Below are 14,648 nucleotides of genomic sequence, written 5' to 3' on the forward strand. Positions count from 1 at the left end.
AATCTAATGCGTTCTGCTGTAATCGTCTCGACCGCCCGTACTGCAATTGGCAAAGCCTTTCGTGGTGCTTTCAACGACACTCACCCCGCCGTTTATGGTGGCCATGCCGTCGCCGAGGCGGTCAAACGCGCCGGTGTTGACCCGTCTGAAATTGAGGACGTGATCATCGGCAATGCCGTCCCCGAAGGTGCAAACGGCGGAAATCTGGGTCGTCAGGTCGCCATGCGCGCCGGTCTGCCCGTGACCGCATCGGGCCAGACCATCAATCGGTTCTGCTCGTCCGGTCTTGAGGCCCTGACGCGCGCCTGTTCTCGGGTCATGGTGGACGGCTGTGACGTTGTCGTTGGCGGCGGAGCAGAAAGCATTTCGCTGGTGATGGGTCGCGATAACACCTATCGCCTGAAAGAGGACTGGATCGCGCAGAACATTCGTGGGTTCTACGATCCGATGATCCAGACCGCCGATACTGTGGCCGAACGCTATGGTATCAGCCGCGAAGCGCAGGATGCGTTTGCCCTGCAATCGCAGCAGCGCACCGCCGCGGCGCAGGCTGCGGGCAAGTTTGATGACGAGATCGTGCCAATCACGGTCACCAAGGCAAACAAGAACAAGGAAACTGGCGAGATCACCTATGAAGAGGTCACGCTGACGCAGGACGAGTGCAACCGCCCTTCGACCACGCTGGAAAGCCTGCAGGGTCTTACCCCAGTGATGGGTGAGGACAAATGGATCACGGCTGGCAACGCCTCGCAATTGTCCGACGGTGGCTCGGCGCAGGTCGTGGTGGAAGAGAAACTGGCTGAAAAGCGCGGGCTTGCGCCGCTGGGTCGCTATATGGGCTATGTCGTCGCGGGTTGTAAGCCCGATGAGATGGGTATCGGCCCGGTGTTTGCAGTGCCGACATTGCTGGAACGTAATGGCCTCAAGATGGACGATATCGGCCTTTGGGAATTGAACGAGGCCTTTGCATCGCAAGCCCTGTATTGCCGTGACAAGCTGGGCATCCCGAATGAGATCCTGAACGTCGATGGCGGCGCGATTTCCGTGGGCCACCCCTATGGTATGTCGGGCACGCGTATGGTCGGTCACGCGCTGATCGAGGGCAAGAAACGCGGCGCGAAGTACATCGTTGCCACTATGTGCATCGGCGGCGGCATGGGTGCTGCTGGTCTGTTCGAGGTTCTCTAAATGACTGCGATCAACAAAGTTGCTGTCATCGGCTCGGGCGTGATGGGGGCAGGCATTGCCGCCCATTTCGCCAATGCCGGTGCCGAAGTCATTTTGCTGGACATCGTCCCAAAGGATGCCGAAGACCGCTCGATGTTGGCCAAAGGTGCTGTTGCACGCATGACCAAGGGCCGCGCGCCGCAACTGGCCGACCCGGCCTATGCGGCCCGGCTGACAGCGGGCAATCTGGATGATGATCTGGATCAGCTTTCGACCTGTGATTGGGTGGTTGAGGTCGTTCTGGAAGACCTCGCCATCAAACACGCGCTCTATGCGAAAATTGCGCCTTACCTGCGCGACGATACATTGCTGAGCTCGAACACCTCGACCATTCCGCTGGCCGATTTGGTCAGCCAGATGGATGACAGCCTGCGCAAGCGGTTCATCATCGTGCATTTCTTCAACCCGCCGCGCTATATGCGCTTGGTTGAGCTTGTGACCGGACCGGACACAGATCCGGCTGCTGCGGGACGTGCGCGTGCGTTCAGCGATGAACGCCTCGGCAAAACCGTCGTGCCCTGCAACGACCGCCCCGGTTTCATCGCCAACCGTCTGGGCGGGCTGTGGATGAACGCCGCTGCCCGCGAGGCCGTGGCGCGTGGCATCACAGTTGAAGAGGCTGATACAGTGCTGGCCCGTCCCTTCGGCGTGCCCGGAACGGGTGTATTCGCGTTGATGGACCTGATCGGCATCGACCTGATGGGCAAATCGCGCCTGTCCATGCGCAATCTGCTTGAGGCTGATGATCCGCAGCAATTCCACACCGACGGTCTGGAGCTGTTCGATCAGATGGCCGCCAAGGGTTTGGCCGGTCGCAAGGTCGGTGCGGGTTTCTATCGCAGATCCAAGGACGAAAATGGCGAAACAATCGCCGAAGCCGTTGATCTGGGAACGCTAGAGTATCGTGCGCAGGCCAAGGGTCCGGAGTTGGCCAAAAGCTTTGGTGTCGACTTTATTGATCAGGCCAGTGATCGGTTGGCTGATTATGCCTGGGCTGTAATGGGGCCGACTTTGTCTTACGCAGCTTACTGCGTGCCCGAGATTACCGCCAACCCGGCGGATATCGATGCAGCGATGGAGCTGGGATACAATTGGCGCATGGGCCCATTCAAGTTGATCGACAAGATTGGTGCGGACAAGATTGTGGCTCGCTTGAAGGCCGAGGGTCAGGATGTGCCGCCCTTGCTGGCGCTGGCCGCTGAACGCGGCGGGATTTATTCAGGTCAGGGCCGTGACCGTAAGGTGCTGTTGCCTTCGGGCGAACAGGCAGATGTGCCGCGTGGGCCCGGGGTGATCTTTGCATCTGATCTGACGGATGCTCCGGTGTTCCAGGCCGAGGCTGTTGTGCTGCGCGATATGGGTGATGGTGTCGCTCTGCTGACGATCACCGCACCTAATGCGGCTTTGGACGATCAGGTGATGACAGGTGTAAGCGAAGCACTGGACGTCGTGGCCCGAGATTTCAAAGCGATGGTCATCGGGTCGGACGGCAACCACTTTTCAGTGGGCGCAAACCTGAAAAAAGCGCTGGATCGTGCTGATGCGGGGGAATTGGTTCTAGTCGAAGAGCAATTGGCCATCGGTCAGGCCACGATGCGCAAGATCAAGTACGCGCCGTTCCCGGTTGTCTCGGCCGCCTGTGGGCTTGCCCTTGGCGGCGGCTGCGAAATCCTAATGCATTCGGATCGGGTTATGGCCGCTTTGGAAAGCAATGTCGGATTGGTCGAGGCCAATGTTGGTCTGCTGCCTGCATGGGGCGGAACAACCGCGCTGTTGCTGCTCAAAGCGGCGGAACTGGGTGATGCTGTCAAAGGGGCCGAGGCAGCGTTCGATGTGATTTCGGTCGCTTTGATGACCGGCTCTGCCCCTATGGCGCAGCATGCGGGTTACTTGCGGCAAACCGATGGCGTGGTGAAGAACCGCGACCGCCTTTTGGCCGAAGCCAAGGCGGCGGCTCTGGCGTTGGTCGACGGGTACAAATCCGCGCCTAAGGCCGAGATCACATTGGATGCCGCAGCTATCAACGCCGCGCTGGAGCCAAAGCTGGCCGCACTGGCCGAGGCGATGCCCGACGCGCCCTACACGGTCGAGATTGCGCGTGAAACGGCGCACGTACTGGCCGGGGGTGAGGGCGGCGTTCTGGATGAAGAAGCGCTGCACAGGCTGGAAGCCGAAGGCATGATGCGCCTGATCCGACAGGATAAGACAATTGAACGGATGCGCCACACCATGACGACCGGCAAGCCGCTTAAAAACTGAGGGATCATAGGTATGGATTATCAACTCCCGCAGCGGGACATTACTTTTCTGTTGAACGAGGTTCTTGACCTCGACAAGACGCTGGCGCTGCCTGGATATGAGCATTGCGACAAAGATACGTTCTTTGCGATCGTTGACGCGATCAACGGGTTTGTGCGCGACAATCTGGCAACCTGCAATGAGGCGGGCGACAGACTAGGCGCACGGCTTGAAGATGGTCAGGTCTATGCCGCGCCCGGTTTTGGCGACGCCTACAAGGTATTCTGCGAAGACGGCTGGAACGCGCTGGCACTGGAAGAAGAATATGGTGGCCAACAACTGCCCTTCGTCCTGCATGCCGCCCTGCGTGAAGGGATGGCCGGAACCAATCTGGCTTTTGCCCTGATCCACGAACTGAACTTCGGCGTTGTCGAAGCGCTGATGGCCTATGGCTCGGACGAACAAAAGGCGGTCTATTGCCCTCATCTGACGTCTGGCAACTGGGCCGGGACCATGAACCTGACCGAGCCGCATTGCGGCACCGATCTGGGCCTGATCTGCACCAAGGCCGTTCGAAATGATGACGGATCTTATGCCATCACCGGCAACAAGATCTTCATCACCTGGGGCGACCATGACATGTCGGAAAATGTCGCCCATCTGATCCTCGCTCGGGTCGAGGGCGCTGAGCCCGGACCGCGCGGACTATCACTGTTTTTGGCGCCGAAATACATGCTGGATGCGGACAACAACACGACGGACGAGCAGAACACGATCACCATTGCCGGGATCGAGAACAAGATGGGTATTCACGGATCACCCACTTGCGCCATTTCCTTCGAGGACACCAAAGCCTGGATTGTCGGCGAAGAGGGCAAGGGCCTGGCCGCGATGTTCGTGATGATGAACGCCGCGCGCCTGTCGGTTGGCCTGCAAGGGTTGGGCGTGGCTGAGGCCGCTGTGCAAACCGCGTCGGCATATGCCCACGAACGCCTTCAGGGGCGCGCGGATGGGAAACCGTTGAACCCGGACGGTCCCGCCGATCCGCTGATTGCCCATGCGGACGTACGCCGCCGCCTACTGACCGCTCAAGGCGAGATGGATGCTGCCCGCGCGCTGGCCTATTTCGGAGCGGGCCTGTTGGATGAAGTTCATCGTGCCGCAACGCCCGAGCAGCGCAAAGTTGCAGACGCGCGCCTTTCGCTACTGACGCCGGTCATCAAGTCCTACCTTTCCGACATGGGATCGCGAATGGCGAATGAGGCTGTGCAGATGCATGGCGGGCATGGGTTCATCAAGGATTACGGCGTCGAACAGCTGGTGCGTGACGTGCGGATCACCGAAATCTACGAAGGTACCAATGCCGTTCAGGCCCGCGATCTGGTTATGCGCAAGGTGCGCGGCGACAATGGTGCCGTCATCAAGGGTCTGGTGGCCGATATGCTGGACGAGGCGGGCAAACTGGGCAACGACCTCTCTGACTTAGAGAAAAGTTTGCGCGATGCGGCATCACGGCTTGGGCGTTCGACGGATTGGGTGCTGGGCACAGCGCAAGGTGACGTGCTGTCCGGGGCCTGTGACTATCTGGAAATTGTAGCTCTCAGCGTATCGGCCTGGATGTCTGCCCGGATTGCACGGGTGGCCAAGGCAGCAGCGGGCGCTCAATCGTCAGAGTACTATGCGGATCGGGTGGATGCAGCGCGCGCCTTTATGGCGCGGGCATTGCCCCGTGCTGTCAGCCACGAATTAATCATGCAGGCCGGTGAACCCGGCGTTGTATGTCGGGCTGATCGCTGTCTGTAACTCCTCCTTCTTCACAGACAGCGGCGCTAAAGGGCGTTCTGGAAACAGGGCGCCCTTTTTGCGTTTCTTGACCCAAATCAAGTTCCGTTGAGCGGTCAGCAGTAGAATTTCGTGAACGGGCACTAAAGGCAGGTATAGTCTTGAAAACCCACAACCTTGTGCAACTTAATATGCATTCAAAGGGCGAAGATGTCGTTCTGCCCGGCTCGGACCCGGATCGGTATGAAACGCTGTTAGAACGGACAACCGGGTAGATGAAATTTGCCGACGAAAACGGGTATGCCGGATTTTGCATGACCGAGCATCATTTTCAGGTGGAAGGGATCGAAACCATGACCAATCCGCCTTTGTGGAATATGCACATCGCTGCAAACACCAAAAACCCGATGGTGGGGCAGGTGGGTATGGCGCTGACGGCGCATCACCCGATGCGTCTGGCCCAGGATCTGGCAACGATCGATTACATGCCCGGTGGCCGACTGTTCTGTGGTTTTGTTCGGGACAACACGCCGCGGTTTTGTTCGGGACAACACGCCGCGCTGGCTGAATACACTGGCGCAGCATCTTGATATCATCACAACCCAATCTGACCATCAGATCGACCGAAGCGCAGACCGGGCAGTACTATCGCGTTTTTGAGGAATCGTTCAATTTCGCCTCTAACGCCCCGCCATATCATGTGCCGATGTGGCGGGTCTGGAAAGGCGCCGTGTACCAGGTGATCGATCAGGTTGGTGCGCTGGAAGAGAAATACGGGACCGAAGAATTCGTCGTCTGGCATCACGTCGGTTACTTCACGCAGGATGAAGAGCTTGAGAAACTGGACAACTACGCCAAAGTCGTCAAGGCGTTTTCGTGAACCGCGGTAATAGGGGCAACAGCGCCCAAGCCGCGGTACTAGTCGGTGGCTTGCCGAATGCAGGTTTCTTAATAACAGGCGAGGATTGGTCGGCTCTGGTCAATCAACCGTTCAAGGGTAGCCATTCCCGGCCTAGCGCCAGTTAGAAGGTCTTGACACAGGCGTCCTAATATCGCTTGTATACTAATGAAAATGGATGAAGGAAGCACGACGACCGAACGATTTCTTGGCGTGCTTTTTTTGATCCAAATATGAACCAGAAATCACACGCTAAATGGGGGATCAGATGGCTGACGCACCAAAAGACACACCGGAACAGGGTCGCACACTAATCCGTAACATCGGTTTGCTTCTAACCGGTGATCTGGAATCGCCTATTGCCGACAGTGATTGCCTTCTCATCGAAGACGGAGTGATTGTGGGCCTTGCGGCCGGCGACGCGGATCGCGTCATTGACGCCTCTGGTTGTGCGGTCGCACCGGGCCTGATTGATGGCCATTGCCACCCGGTTTTCGGCGATTGGACCCCGCGCCAAAGCCAGATTGGCTGGATCGAAATGAATGTTAACGGCGGCGTCACAAGCTTTATTTCCGCCGGCGAAGTCCATCTGCCTGGTCGGCCCAAGGATGCCGAAGGCGTCAAGGCTTTGGCGATGGTGGCACAACGTTGCTATTCAAATTTCCGCCCGTCCGGTGCCAAGGTTTTGGCAGGAGCGCCAGTGCCCGAACTTGATTTTGATCGCGATTTCTATGCGGCAATAAAGGCGGCCGGTATCCGGCATATTGGAGAGATCGGCCTTGGGACAGTTGCCAAAGGTCCCGACGCGGCCCGCGTCACCGGCTGGTGTCGGGAATTGGGAATAGAAACCATTATGCATACTGGCGGCCCTTCGATTGCGGGCTCTCACGATGTTCGAGCAGCAGATGTGCTAGAGGCGCAACCGGACGTAGTCAGTCATATCAATGGCGGACCAACCTCAATTTCCCAGGATGAAATCCGAGAGCTTTGCCGCCACGCGAAAGGGGCGCTTGAAGCGGTACACAATGGCAACGAGAAGTCGGTAATAGTGACGCTGGAAGGCGCGTTGGCCGAAGGTCGCCTTGCCGATTTCCTGATTGGAACAGATGCCCCAGCGGGGTCTGGTGTACAGCCGAATGGAATGCTGCGAATGGCAACTCTGCTGGCCAGTATTGGCGGATTGCCTGCCGAACAGGCGTGGTGCTGTGGCACGGGAAACGTGGCAAAGAAACGGGATCTTGCACAAGGCATCGTCGCACGAGGCCGCCCAGCCGATCTGGTGTTCATGGACCGCCCAGAAGGATCGGACGGTAAGAACGTTTTGGAGGGCATGGCGGTCGGCAACATCCCCGGAGTTGGGGCCGTTATGATTGATGGTAAAATGCGAACTGGACGGTCACGTTCGACCCCTCCTGCAGCGCGCGTACCCGTACTTTAAAGACACGGGAAACCTAGGTTTGATGCCTAAGCCCGACCGCCAGATAGGCGGTCTTAGGGCTTTCCCAAAAATACGAAATTGGATTGTGTGCTTCTGACGCTAACTGACCCTTGCCGAGGGTTCGTCTTCGGTAGGTTGCGTTCTATCGCATTGGCAAAGCCTCAAACTTTGGGGCGGGGGGACGCATTAGCCCCCTTGATCGTTTAAAGCGCCGCTTCGCTGCCCAGAACGGTCGTGAACTCGTTCGAGAACGTGCCGCCGTTGCCATGGGCAATCGCAATATTCACATCATCGATCTGACGATTGCCGCCGTCGCCCCGGATTTGGGTTGCAGCCTCAATCAGGCAGAACAGGCCGTACATGCCGGGGTGCACACAACTTAGCCCGCCGCCATTGGTGTTTACCGGCAGCGAGCCGCCCGGCGCGATGTTGCCATCGGCCACAAAGGCCCCGGCCTCACCTTTCTTCACAAAGCCCATGTCCTCGAGAAACAGCAGCGTGTTAATCGTGAAGGCGTCATAAAGCTCGACGACGTCAACGTCTTTGGTAGTGACGCCGGCCATCTCGAACGCACGTTTCGAACTTTCGGTGGCACAGGTGGTGGTCAGCGTGGCGGCCTGACTGATCTCGCGGTGGGAAATCGCGTTGCCGCCGCCCAGGAAATAGGCGGGCTTTTCCTGATAATCCTTTGCGCGGTCGGCTGAGGTCACGATGATCGCGGCACCGCCATCCGACATCAGGCAACAATCCAGAACCGCCAATGGATCGGCAACCATGGGCGAGTTCAGATACTCCTCCATCGTCAGGTCATCCTGCATTGTCGCATCGGGGTTCAGCTGGGCCCATTTCCGGGCCGAGATGGCGACATGCCCGAAATGCTCTTTGGGGACGTTGAACTCGTGCATATAGCGTTGCGCGGTGAAGGCATATCCCGGCACCGGCACCATTGGTTCATAGGCGCGTTCCCATTGCGGGGTTTCGATCAACCCGTTGAGATCGCGCGCGGATTTCGCGTTCGAGCCGTAGCAGATCAGCACGTTCTTACACAAGCCCGCCTGAATCGCCATGGTCGCTTCGACCAGATAGGACATGAAGGACGATCCGCCCACCATGTCCGAGTTCGCCCAGGTTGGCTTGATGCCCAGATACTCGGCGATCGAAAGGGTGGGGAAGAAGTGGTAGAATGTTCCACCACAGACGCCGTCGATCTCGGACAGGTCCATGCCTGCATCGGTCAGCGCGTTCTGCGTTGCTTTGGCAATCAGTTCCATTGGTGAGGTGTTGGGCGTTTTGCCCAGGCCCCAATAGCCTTTGCCAACGATTGCGGATTTGCCGCGAAGTGCATGTGCCATGATTGAATTCCTTATTCCGCAGGCTTGAAGAACACGGCGGCTTCGCCGGATTTTGCGTTGGGTCCGAAGTCGGGGGTCATGACAACGGCCTGTACTTTCATACCGATGGTGATCGCTTCGTTGTCCAGGTCCACAATGCGGCTGAACATGCGCGGACCTTCGTCCAGATCAATCAGCACGTTGTTGATGTCACCGCCGTATTTTGCCGGACGCCGGATGATAGTCGAGGCAAAGACAGTGCCGCGGCCCGAGGCTTCGACCCATTCCAGATCGTCTGCTCCGGTGGATGGGGAAATGGCGCGTGGGTAGAAATTGTATGCACCCGTGGTTTTTGAGCGCTGGATCAGAAATTTTCCAGTGGCCAGACCGGAACAGAATGCCGCGTCGGCCTGAGGGCTGGCTTCGGGAAGAGTAAAGTCAGTCATGTGTCGTCCTTGATGTTCACGCGGCAAAGATCGCCGCAGAATGCGTGGGTTCTGGATTAAGGATGCGGTGCCGCAGCAAACCGGCTTCGGGCAGGATGCGCGCCCGGACATGGGCCGCAGTGGCGCGCAACAAATCGGGTTCCGGAGCGTTGTCCGCGGCAGCCTCGAGATCCGCCCAGACGCGACCAAAATATACCAGCCCGGTCAGCCGCATATAGTCCGAGACCGACGGACCGATATCCGTATAGCTTTGCATAGCTTGGGTTGCGGTTTTCCAGGCGTCGATCGCATCGGCCAGCTCGATCGAGCTGGGGCCCGTTGAGGCCAAATCGGCAAAAGCCTGCGCTGCCGCACCGCCATTTGCGCGGATCGCGCGGCGGGCCACTCCGGTCGCCAAAACGCCGTTGGTGCCCTCGTAAATTGCCATGATGCGGCTGTCGCGCATGACCTGCTCAACGCGGTATTCCTTGCAGAATCCATAGCCGCCGTGGATTTGCACCGCCTGGCTTGAGGACGCGTTGACTGCGTCGGTCGCGAAGGCCTTGCAGGTCGGAGTAAGGATATCCAGCAACCCCTGATCGGCGCCCAGGTCCATATCCACAAAGGTGCGATAAACCATCGCCCGGCATCCCAGGGTGTAGGCATAGATATCCAGCAACATTCGCTGAACGTCACCGTGTTTGGTGATCAGCGCCGTGCCTTCTGATGTCGTGCCCTGGCGCCGACCTGCGGCATGCAAACGCGAACGCTGAAAGGCCACGTCCATTTGGCCCACGGCCTGCAGGGCCACATCCAGACGCTCGGCATTCATCATAGTGAACATGGCGGCCAGACCCTGGCCTTCCTGGCCCAACAATTCGGCCTTTGCGCCGTCGAACGCCATCTGACAGGTGGGTGAGGCATGCATACCCATCTTTTCTTCGATACGGACGGTTTGCACCTGATTGCGCATACCGTCCGGCAAAACGGCGGGGCAGGCAAACAGGCTCAGTCCCCGCACACCCGGCGCTGCGTCCGGAGTGCGGGCGAGCACCAGATGCAATACGTTGTCGGTATAGTCGTGGTCACCGGCCGAGATGAAGATTTTAGTGCCGCTGAGCACATAACCTTCGCCATCGTGTGTAGCGGTTGTTTTGATCCGGCCCAGATCTGACCCCGCATCCGGTTCGGTCAGGCACATCGATGCCATCCATTCGCCCGACACCAGCGGCGGCAACAGCCGCGCCTTTTGATCGTCATTGCCCGAGGCATTCAGGGTTCGAATGCAGCCCTGCGCAAGACTCAGCACCATTTCATAGGAAATACACGCGCCAGCCAGCATATCCGCCAGAACCGCGCCCAGAATGTGCGGCAGTTCTTGCCCGCCATATTCTTCAGGCGCGCAAAGGCCCGGCCAACCGGCATCGGCATAGCTCTTATAGGCGGCGACCATGCCTGGTGGCATCCGCACACGGCCATTTTCCAGACGCGCGCCTTGTTCCTCGCCGATCATGTCCAAAGGGGCAATTTCGGTGTTGATGAAGCGACCTAAGGCGGGGATTACAGCCTCGGCCAGATCGTCGCTCCAATCTGGCAGCCGCTCGGGCCGACCGATATGCTTGAGGACGAATGCAATCTCGGCTTCAGAGGCGGTGTAGTCTATCATGAGGAGGCCTTTCCTGATGCGATCACATCCTCGGATCCTTCATACAATCCAGTGACTGCGTCAGCCCGAAGCTCTAGCGCAAGGCGTTGATTGATATAGCCTTTGTCGGTGATCTCATTCTTTTCAACCGCCGGGGCGTCGTGTTCGATGCGAACGCGCTTCACGCGTGTGGCGCTGCCGGTTTGCCCGACATTGTACGCAGCCAAACGTTCGGTGATGAAGGCGCGCACAGTCGGATCATCGGCATAGCCGGCCAAAGTGTCGTCCCGTCCAGTCAGGGCCCTGCATTCTTCTGCATTCAGGAACAGCAAGGCACCAATTTCAGTCCGGTCATGGCCGGTAATGACGGCATCCGAGGCAATCGGACTGAGAGCCTGCAGCAACGCAACACGCAAGTTGCCGACGGCGACCCAAGTGCCGGTCATCAGTTTGAAGTTCTCAGATATGCGACCATCGAAAACGATGCCCATTGACGGGTCATCGGGATCTTGCAGTCGACCCGCGTCGCCGGTCAGAAAATACCCTTCCTCATCAAACGCCTCGGCGGTCTTTTCGGCGTTGTTCAGATAACCTGTTGTCACATGCGGTCCGCGGACCCGCATTTCCAGCTTGCCGCCATTGGGCAGAAACTTCAGCTCGGATCCCGGACCCGGCACCCCGATGACGCCGGCCTTGTCGATGGGGAAGTGTACACAGGTGGCCATCATCGCCTCGGTCAGGCCCCACGCGCTTACAAACGGGATTTTCTCGCCTCGTTCCTGCACGCCCAATTGTTCCAGACCTTCCCAAAGATGGTCGGGTAGCCCCGCACCAGAGAAAAAGATCAGATCAAGCCGCTTGAAAAAAACGTTGCGAAAGACTGCGTCCTCGCGCAGGACCGGCAAAAGCATGTCAAAGCCGCGTGGGACGTTGAAGAACAGAGTGGGTGATACGTCGCGTACGTTGCGAATTGTCTTTTCGATTTCACCCGGCACGGGCTTGCCATCATCGACATAGAAGCTGCCGCCGTTGCGCAGCATCATGTTGAAGTTGAAATTGCCGCCGAACGTATGGTTCCAGGGCAGCCAATCAACCACGACAGGTGGGGCGCTTTCCAGAAACGGCCAAACCTGCACCACGGCTTCTTGAGTGGCCAACATCATGCGCTGCGTTACGATGACGCCCTTGGGCAACCCGGTTGAGCCAGAGGTGAACAGAATCTTGGCCAGCGTGTCATGGTCAATCGTGGCCCGCGCTTGGGCAACCGGTTCGCCAGCTGTGGCTTCCAGGGCGTGTTCAAAAGTCAGTGCGCCATTGTCCGACAGCTGTTCGATGCCTTCCGAGGCGAGAAACTCAAAAGCATGGGCAAAGCCCTTGGCATCATCGGCATAGGCCATACCGGGATTTGTGGTCCTGACGATATGGCGCAGTTTAGCCAGGGACTCGTCGTACAGAGAGTAAGGGACAGAAACCGGCACCACCGGAATGCCCACATGCATAGCAGCCAGCATCAGCAGACCGTGCCGGACCGAATTGCCTGACAGAATCAAAAGCGGGCGATTTCTACCCAGTCCCTTGTTCAGAAGAAACGCAGCCAGTGAGCGGGTTTGCGCCAAAGCCTCGGAATAGGTGACGCTGATCCATTCTCCGTCTGGCCCACGTTCGGCCAGAAACAGGAGATCAGGTGCTTCTTCCGCCCAGCGTTCCAGATATTCAGAAACGCACTGTACATCCATATTCAGCGGGTATGGGCTACGCAAAACAAAGGCGCCATCGCCCAGGTCTTCACGTAACACCTTTGAGGGTGCGAATTTTTGGATAGGCACAACACCGTCTTCAATTTGCCGGGCTGAATTGCTCATCTTTCCTCTCCCTGTCATCTGGTCGCTATGGGCGCGACATGATGCATATTTTGAAAATCAGGCTATCCAAAAAATTGTTAGTATGCAAATGTATTATTGATCGTTCACTAAGTTCCGATCCAACGGGTATGATGCATCAGGAAATCGCGCAAGACCAAAGCCTGATTTTGTTGCGTCATGGCGTGCGGGACACACAGGGAGACATGAAATGAGAATCGAAAACGCATCCGCAATAGTGACTGGCGGTGCTTCGGGGTTGGGGTTTGCGACGGCCGAGTATCTGGCATCACGCGGGGCGAAAGTAGCCCTGTTCGACTTGCCCGGCGACAAGCTGGATGAGGCCACAAAGCAACTGGCGGCAATTGCCGCTCCTTGCGACGTCACCAATGAGGCGCAGGTCACAGCGGCGCTGGACACGGCAATTGCCGCCAATGGTTTGCCCCGCGTTGTCGTCAATTGCGCCGGCGTCACACATGGCGAGCGGATCGTGGGGCGCAGCGGCCCGGCGGCGCTGGACGGGTTCGCCAGAACGGTTCAGATCAACCTGATCGGCACCTTTAATGTCATGCGCCTGGCGGCTGAGCGGATCATTCAAAATGAACCGCTTGAGGATAACGAGCGGGGGATTATCATCAACACCGCGTCGGCTGCGGCTTTTGAGGGGCAGATCGGGCAGGCGGCATATTCAGCCTCGAAAGGTGGGGTGGCCAGTCTGACCTTGCCTGCGGCGCGGGAATTTGCGCGCTCGGGCGTTCGGGTCATGGCGATTGCACCGGGTATCTTCTCGACCCCGATGATGGATTTGCTGCCGCAAGAGATTCAGGACAGTCTGGGTGCCAAGGTTCCCTTCCCGTCGCGTCTTGGACAGCCGGCTGAGTTCGCGCGCTTGGCAGGGCACATGATCGAAAACACCATGCTGAACGGTGAATGCGTGCGTCTGGACGGCGCGATCCGTCTGGAACCCAAGTAAGGCTTTGCAATGGAATATACACATATCACCCCAGAGACAGACGGTCCGGTCGGTATCCTGACGCTGGACCGACCAGCCAAGTTCAATGCGATCAATCACGGGCTACTGTTCGAGATCGAGCATTACTTCGACACCCTTCCCGACGAGATTGGCGCCGTTGTGATCCGCAGTTCCGGTCAGCATTTCTGTGCCGGGCTGGACCTGTTCGAACATTCGATGCGCGACGCCGCAGGGGCGATGCATGAATGTCGCCTGTGGCACAGGATTTTCGACAAAATCGAATACGGACGTGTTCCGGTTGTCGCCGCAATGAACGGTGGTGTTTTGGGCGGTGGGATGGAGCTGGCTATGACCGCCCACATTCGGGTCTCGCAGCAGAATACGTTCTATGAACTGCCCGAAGGACGCCGCGCGATCTTTGTAGGCGGCGGCGCAACCGTTCGCGTTGGCCGGATCATCGGGGCCAGCCGGATGATGGAGATGATGCTGACCGGTCGCCGTTATGGCTCGGACGAAGGCCTGCAACTGGGTCTGGCGCATTATGTTGAGCCGGACGGAACTGTGTTCGACAAAGCGATGGAGCTGGCCAAGCGTGTGACCGAGAATGCGCCGCTGTCAAATTACATGATGATGCAGGCGATCACGCGCATCAATGACATGTCGGCCAGTGATGGCTTCTTTACCGAAAGCCTGGCTGCGGCGATTGCCCAATCCTCACCCGAAGCGCGGGCCGGGATGGAGGCGTTTCTGAACAAGACAGGAAAGCGGGACAATCAGTAAGTCCCGAGACACGCGGGATCTGGTGTGAGAGCGTTTCACCAGATCCCGGTGT

At 58.1% G+C, this 14,648-nt stretch carries 12 protein-coding genes; 8 read left to right on the top strand and 4 right to left on the bottom strand.

Going from position 1 to position 14,648, the window contains the following annotated elements:
• Positions 1 to 6: 6 nt before the first annotated feature.
• The 6 genes from DHN12_RS07160 to DHN12_RS07185 all read left to right on the top strand — a co-directional run bounded on the left by DHN12_RS07160 (position 7) and on the right by DHN12_RS07185 (position 7,583).
• Positions 7 to 1,188, top strand: a complete 1,182-nt coding sequence (locus tag DHN12_RS07160) for an acetyl-CoA C-acyltransferase (RefSeq protein WP_108859571.1) — start codon at positions 7 to 9, stop codon at positions 1,186 to 1,188.
• Positions 1,189 to 3,486, top strand: a complete 2,298-nt coding sequence (locus tag DHN12_RS07165) for a 3-hydroxyacyl-CoA dehydrogenase/enoyl-CoA hydratase family protein (RefSeq protein ID WP_108859572.1) — start codon at positions 1,189 to 1,191, stop codon at positions 3,484 to 3,486.
• A gap of 12 nt (positions 3,487 to 3,498) precedes the next feature.
• On the top strand, positions 3,499 to 5,268 hold the full coding sequence (locus DHN12_RS07170; protein WP_108859573.1) for an acyl-CoA dehydrogenase: 1,770 nt from the start codon (positions 3,499 to 3,501) through the stop codon (positions 5,266 to 5,268).
• Positions 5,269 to 5,522: 254 nt separating this feature from the next.
• Positions 5,523 to 5,837, top strand: coding sequence for an LLM class flavin-dependent oxidoreductase (locus tag DHN12_RS07175; protein ID WP_108859574.1), 315 nt, complete (start codon positions 5,523 to 5,525; stop codon positions 5,835 to 5,837).
• The gene (locus DHN12_RS07180) at positions 5,834 to 6,127 is read left to right on the top strand and encodes a hypothetical protein (protein WP_108859575.1); all 294 of its coding nucleotides are present in this window, start codon (positions 5,834 to 5,836) and stop codon (positions 6,125 to 6,127) included. Before DHN12_RS07175 ends, DHN12_RS07180 begins: the two co-directional genes overlap by 4 nt.
• A 286-nt stretch (positions 6,128 to 6,413) precedes the next feature.
• Complete coding sequence (locus tag DHN12_RS07185; protein ID WP_108859918.1) at positions 6,414 to 7,583, top strand: amidohydrolase family protein; 1,170 nt, start codon at positions 6,414 to 6,416, stop codon at positions 7,581 to 7,583.
• A gap of 203 nt (positions 7,584 to 7,786) precedes the next feature.
• On the opposite strand, the gene DHN12_RS07190 is transcribed toward DHN12_RS07185, so the two are convergent.
• Genes DHN12_RS07190 through DHN12_RS07205 form a run of 4 tightly spaced genes read right to left on the bottom strand, consistent with a single transcriptional unit; the run spans position 7,787 to position 12,846 of the window.
• Positions 7,787 to 8,935 (bottom strand): acetyl-CoA acetyltransferase, encoded by a 1,149-nt coding sequence (locus tag DHN12_RS07190; protein ID WP_108859576.1) that lies wholly within the window; start codon positions 8,933 to 8,935, stop codon positions 7,787 to 7,789.
• An 11-nt stretch (positions 8,936 to 8,946) separates the two neighbouring features.
• Positions 8,947 to 9,360 (bottom strand): Zn-ribbon domain-containing OB-fold protein, encoded by a 414-nt coding sequence (locus DHN12_RS07195; RefSeq protein WP_108859577.1) that lies wholly within the window; start codon positions 9,358 to 9,360, stop codon positions 8,947 to 8,949.
• A 16-nt stretch (positions 9,361 to 9,376) separates the two neighbouring features.
• Positions 9,377 to 11,005, bottom strand: coding sequence for an acyl-CoA dehydrogenase family protein (locus tag DHN12_RS07200; RefSeq protein ID WP_108859578.1), 1,629 nt, complete (start codon positions 11,003 to 11,005; stop codon positions 9,377 to 9,379).
• Positions 11,002 to 12,846, bottom strand: a complete 1,845-nt coding sequence (locus tag DHN12_RS07205) for a feruloyl-CoA synthase (protein WP_159089984.1) — start codon at positions 12,844 to 12,846, stop codon at positions 11,002 to 11,004. Before DHN12_RS07205 ends, DHN12_RS07200 begins: the two co-directional genes overlap by 4 nt.
• Before the next feature lie 208 nt (positions 12,847 to 13,054).
• Here DHN12_RS07205 and DHN12_RS07210 point away from each other — a divergent pair, with 208 nt between their 5' ends.
• Together DHN12_RS07210 and DHN12_RS07215 are read left to right on the top strand one after the other, a co-directional pair.
• Positions 13,055 to 13,816: an SDR family NAD(P)-dependent oxidoreductase gene (locus DHN12_RS07210; RefSeq protein ID WP_108859580.1), complete on the top strand. Its 762-nt coding sequence runs from the start codon at positions 13,055 to 13,057 to the stop codon at positions 13,814 to 13,816.
• 9 nt (positions 13,817 to 13,825) lie between these two features.
• Positions 13,826 to 14,596 (top strand): crotonase/enoyl-CoA hydratase family protein, encoded by a 771-nt coding sequence (locus DHN12_RS07215; protein ID WP_108859581.1) that lies wholly within the window; start codon positions 13,826 to 13,828, stop codon positions 14,594 to 14,596.
• Positions 14,597 to 14,648: the final 52 nt, after the last annotated feature.

Source organism: Ruegeria sp. Alg231-54 (assembly GCF_900143525.1).
In the GTDB taxonomy this organism is placed as follows: Bacteria; Pseudomonadota; Alphaproteobacteria; order Rhodobacterales; family Rhodobacteraceae; genus Ruegeria.

Coding starts and splice junctions, on each gene's coding strand:
- DHN12_RS07160 (WP_108859571.1), top strand. CDS start 7: ATGCGTTCTGCTGTAATCGTCTCGACCGCCCGTACTGCAATTGGCAAA.
- DHN12_RS07165 (WP_108859572.1), top strand. CDS start 1,189: ATGACTGCGATCAACAAAGTTGCTGTCATCGGCTCGGGCGTGATGGGG.
- DHN12_RS07170 (WP_108859573.1), top strand. CDS start 3,499: ATGGATTATCAACTCCCGCAGCGGGACATTACTTTTCTGTTGAACGAG.
- DHN12_RS07175 (WP_108859574.1), top strand. CDS start 5,523: ATGAAATTTGCCGACGAAAACGGGTATGCCGGATTTTGCATGACCGAG.
- DHN12_RS07185 (WP_108859918.1), top strand. CDS start 6,414: ATGGCTGACGCACCAAAAGACACACCGGAACAGGGTCGCACACTAATC.
- DHN12_RS07190 (WP_108859576.1), bottom strand. CDS start 8,935: ATGGCACATGCACTTCGCGGCAAATCCGCAATCGTTGGCAAAGGCTAT.
- DHN12_RS07195 (WP_108859577.1), bottom strand. CDS start 9,360: ATGACTGACTTTACTCTTCCCGAAGCCAGCCCTCAGGCCGACGCGGCA.
- DHN12_RS07200 (WP_108859578.1), bottom strand. CDS start 11,005: ATGATAGACTACACCGCCTCTGAAGCCGAGATTGCATTCGTCCTCAAG.
- DHN12_RS07205 (WP_159089984.1), bottom strand. CDS start 12,846: ATGAGCAATTCAGCCCGGCAAATTGAAGACGGTGTTGTGCCTATCCAA.
- DHN12_RS07210 (WP_108859580.1), top strand. CDS start 13,055: ATGAGAATCGAAAACGCATCCGCAATAGTGACTGGCGGTGCTTCGGGG.
- DHN12_RS07215 (WP_108859581.1), top strand. CDS start 13,826: ATGGAATATACACATATCACCCCAGAGACAGACGGTCCGGTCGGTATC.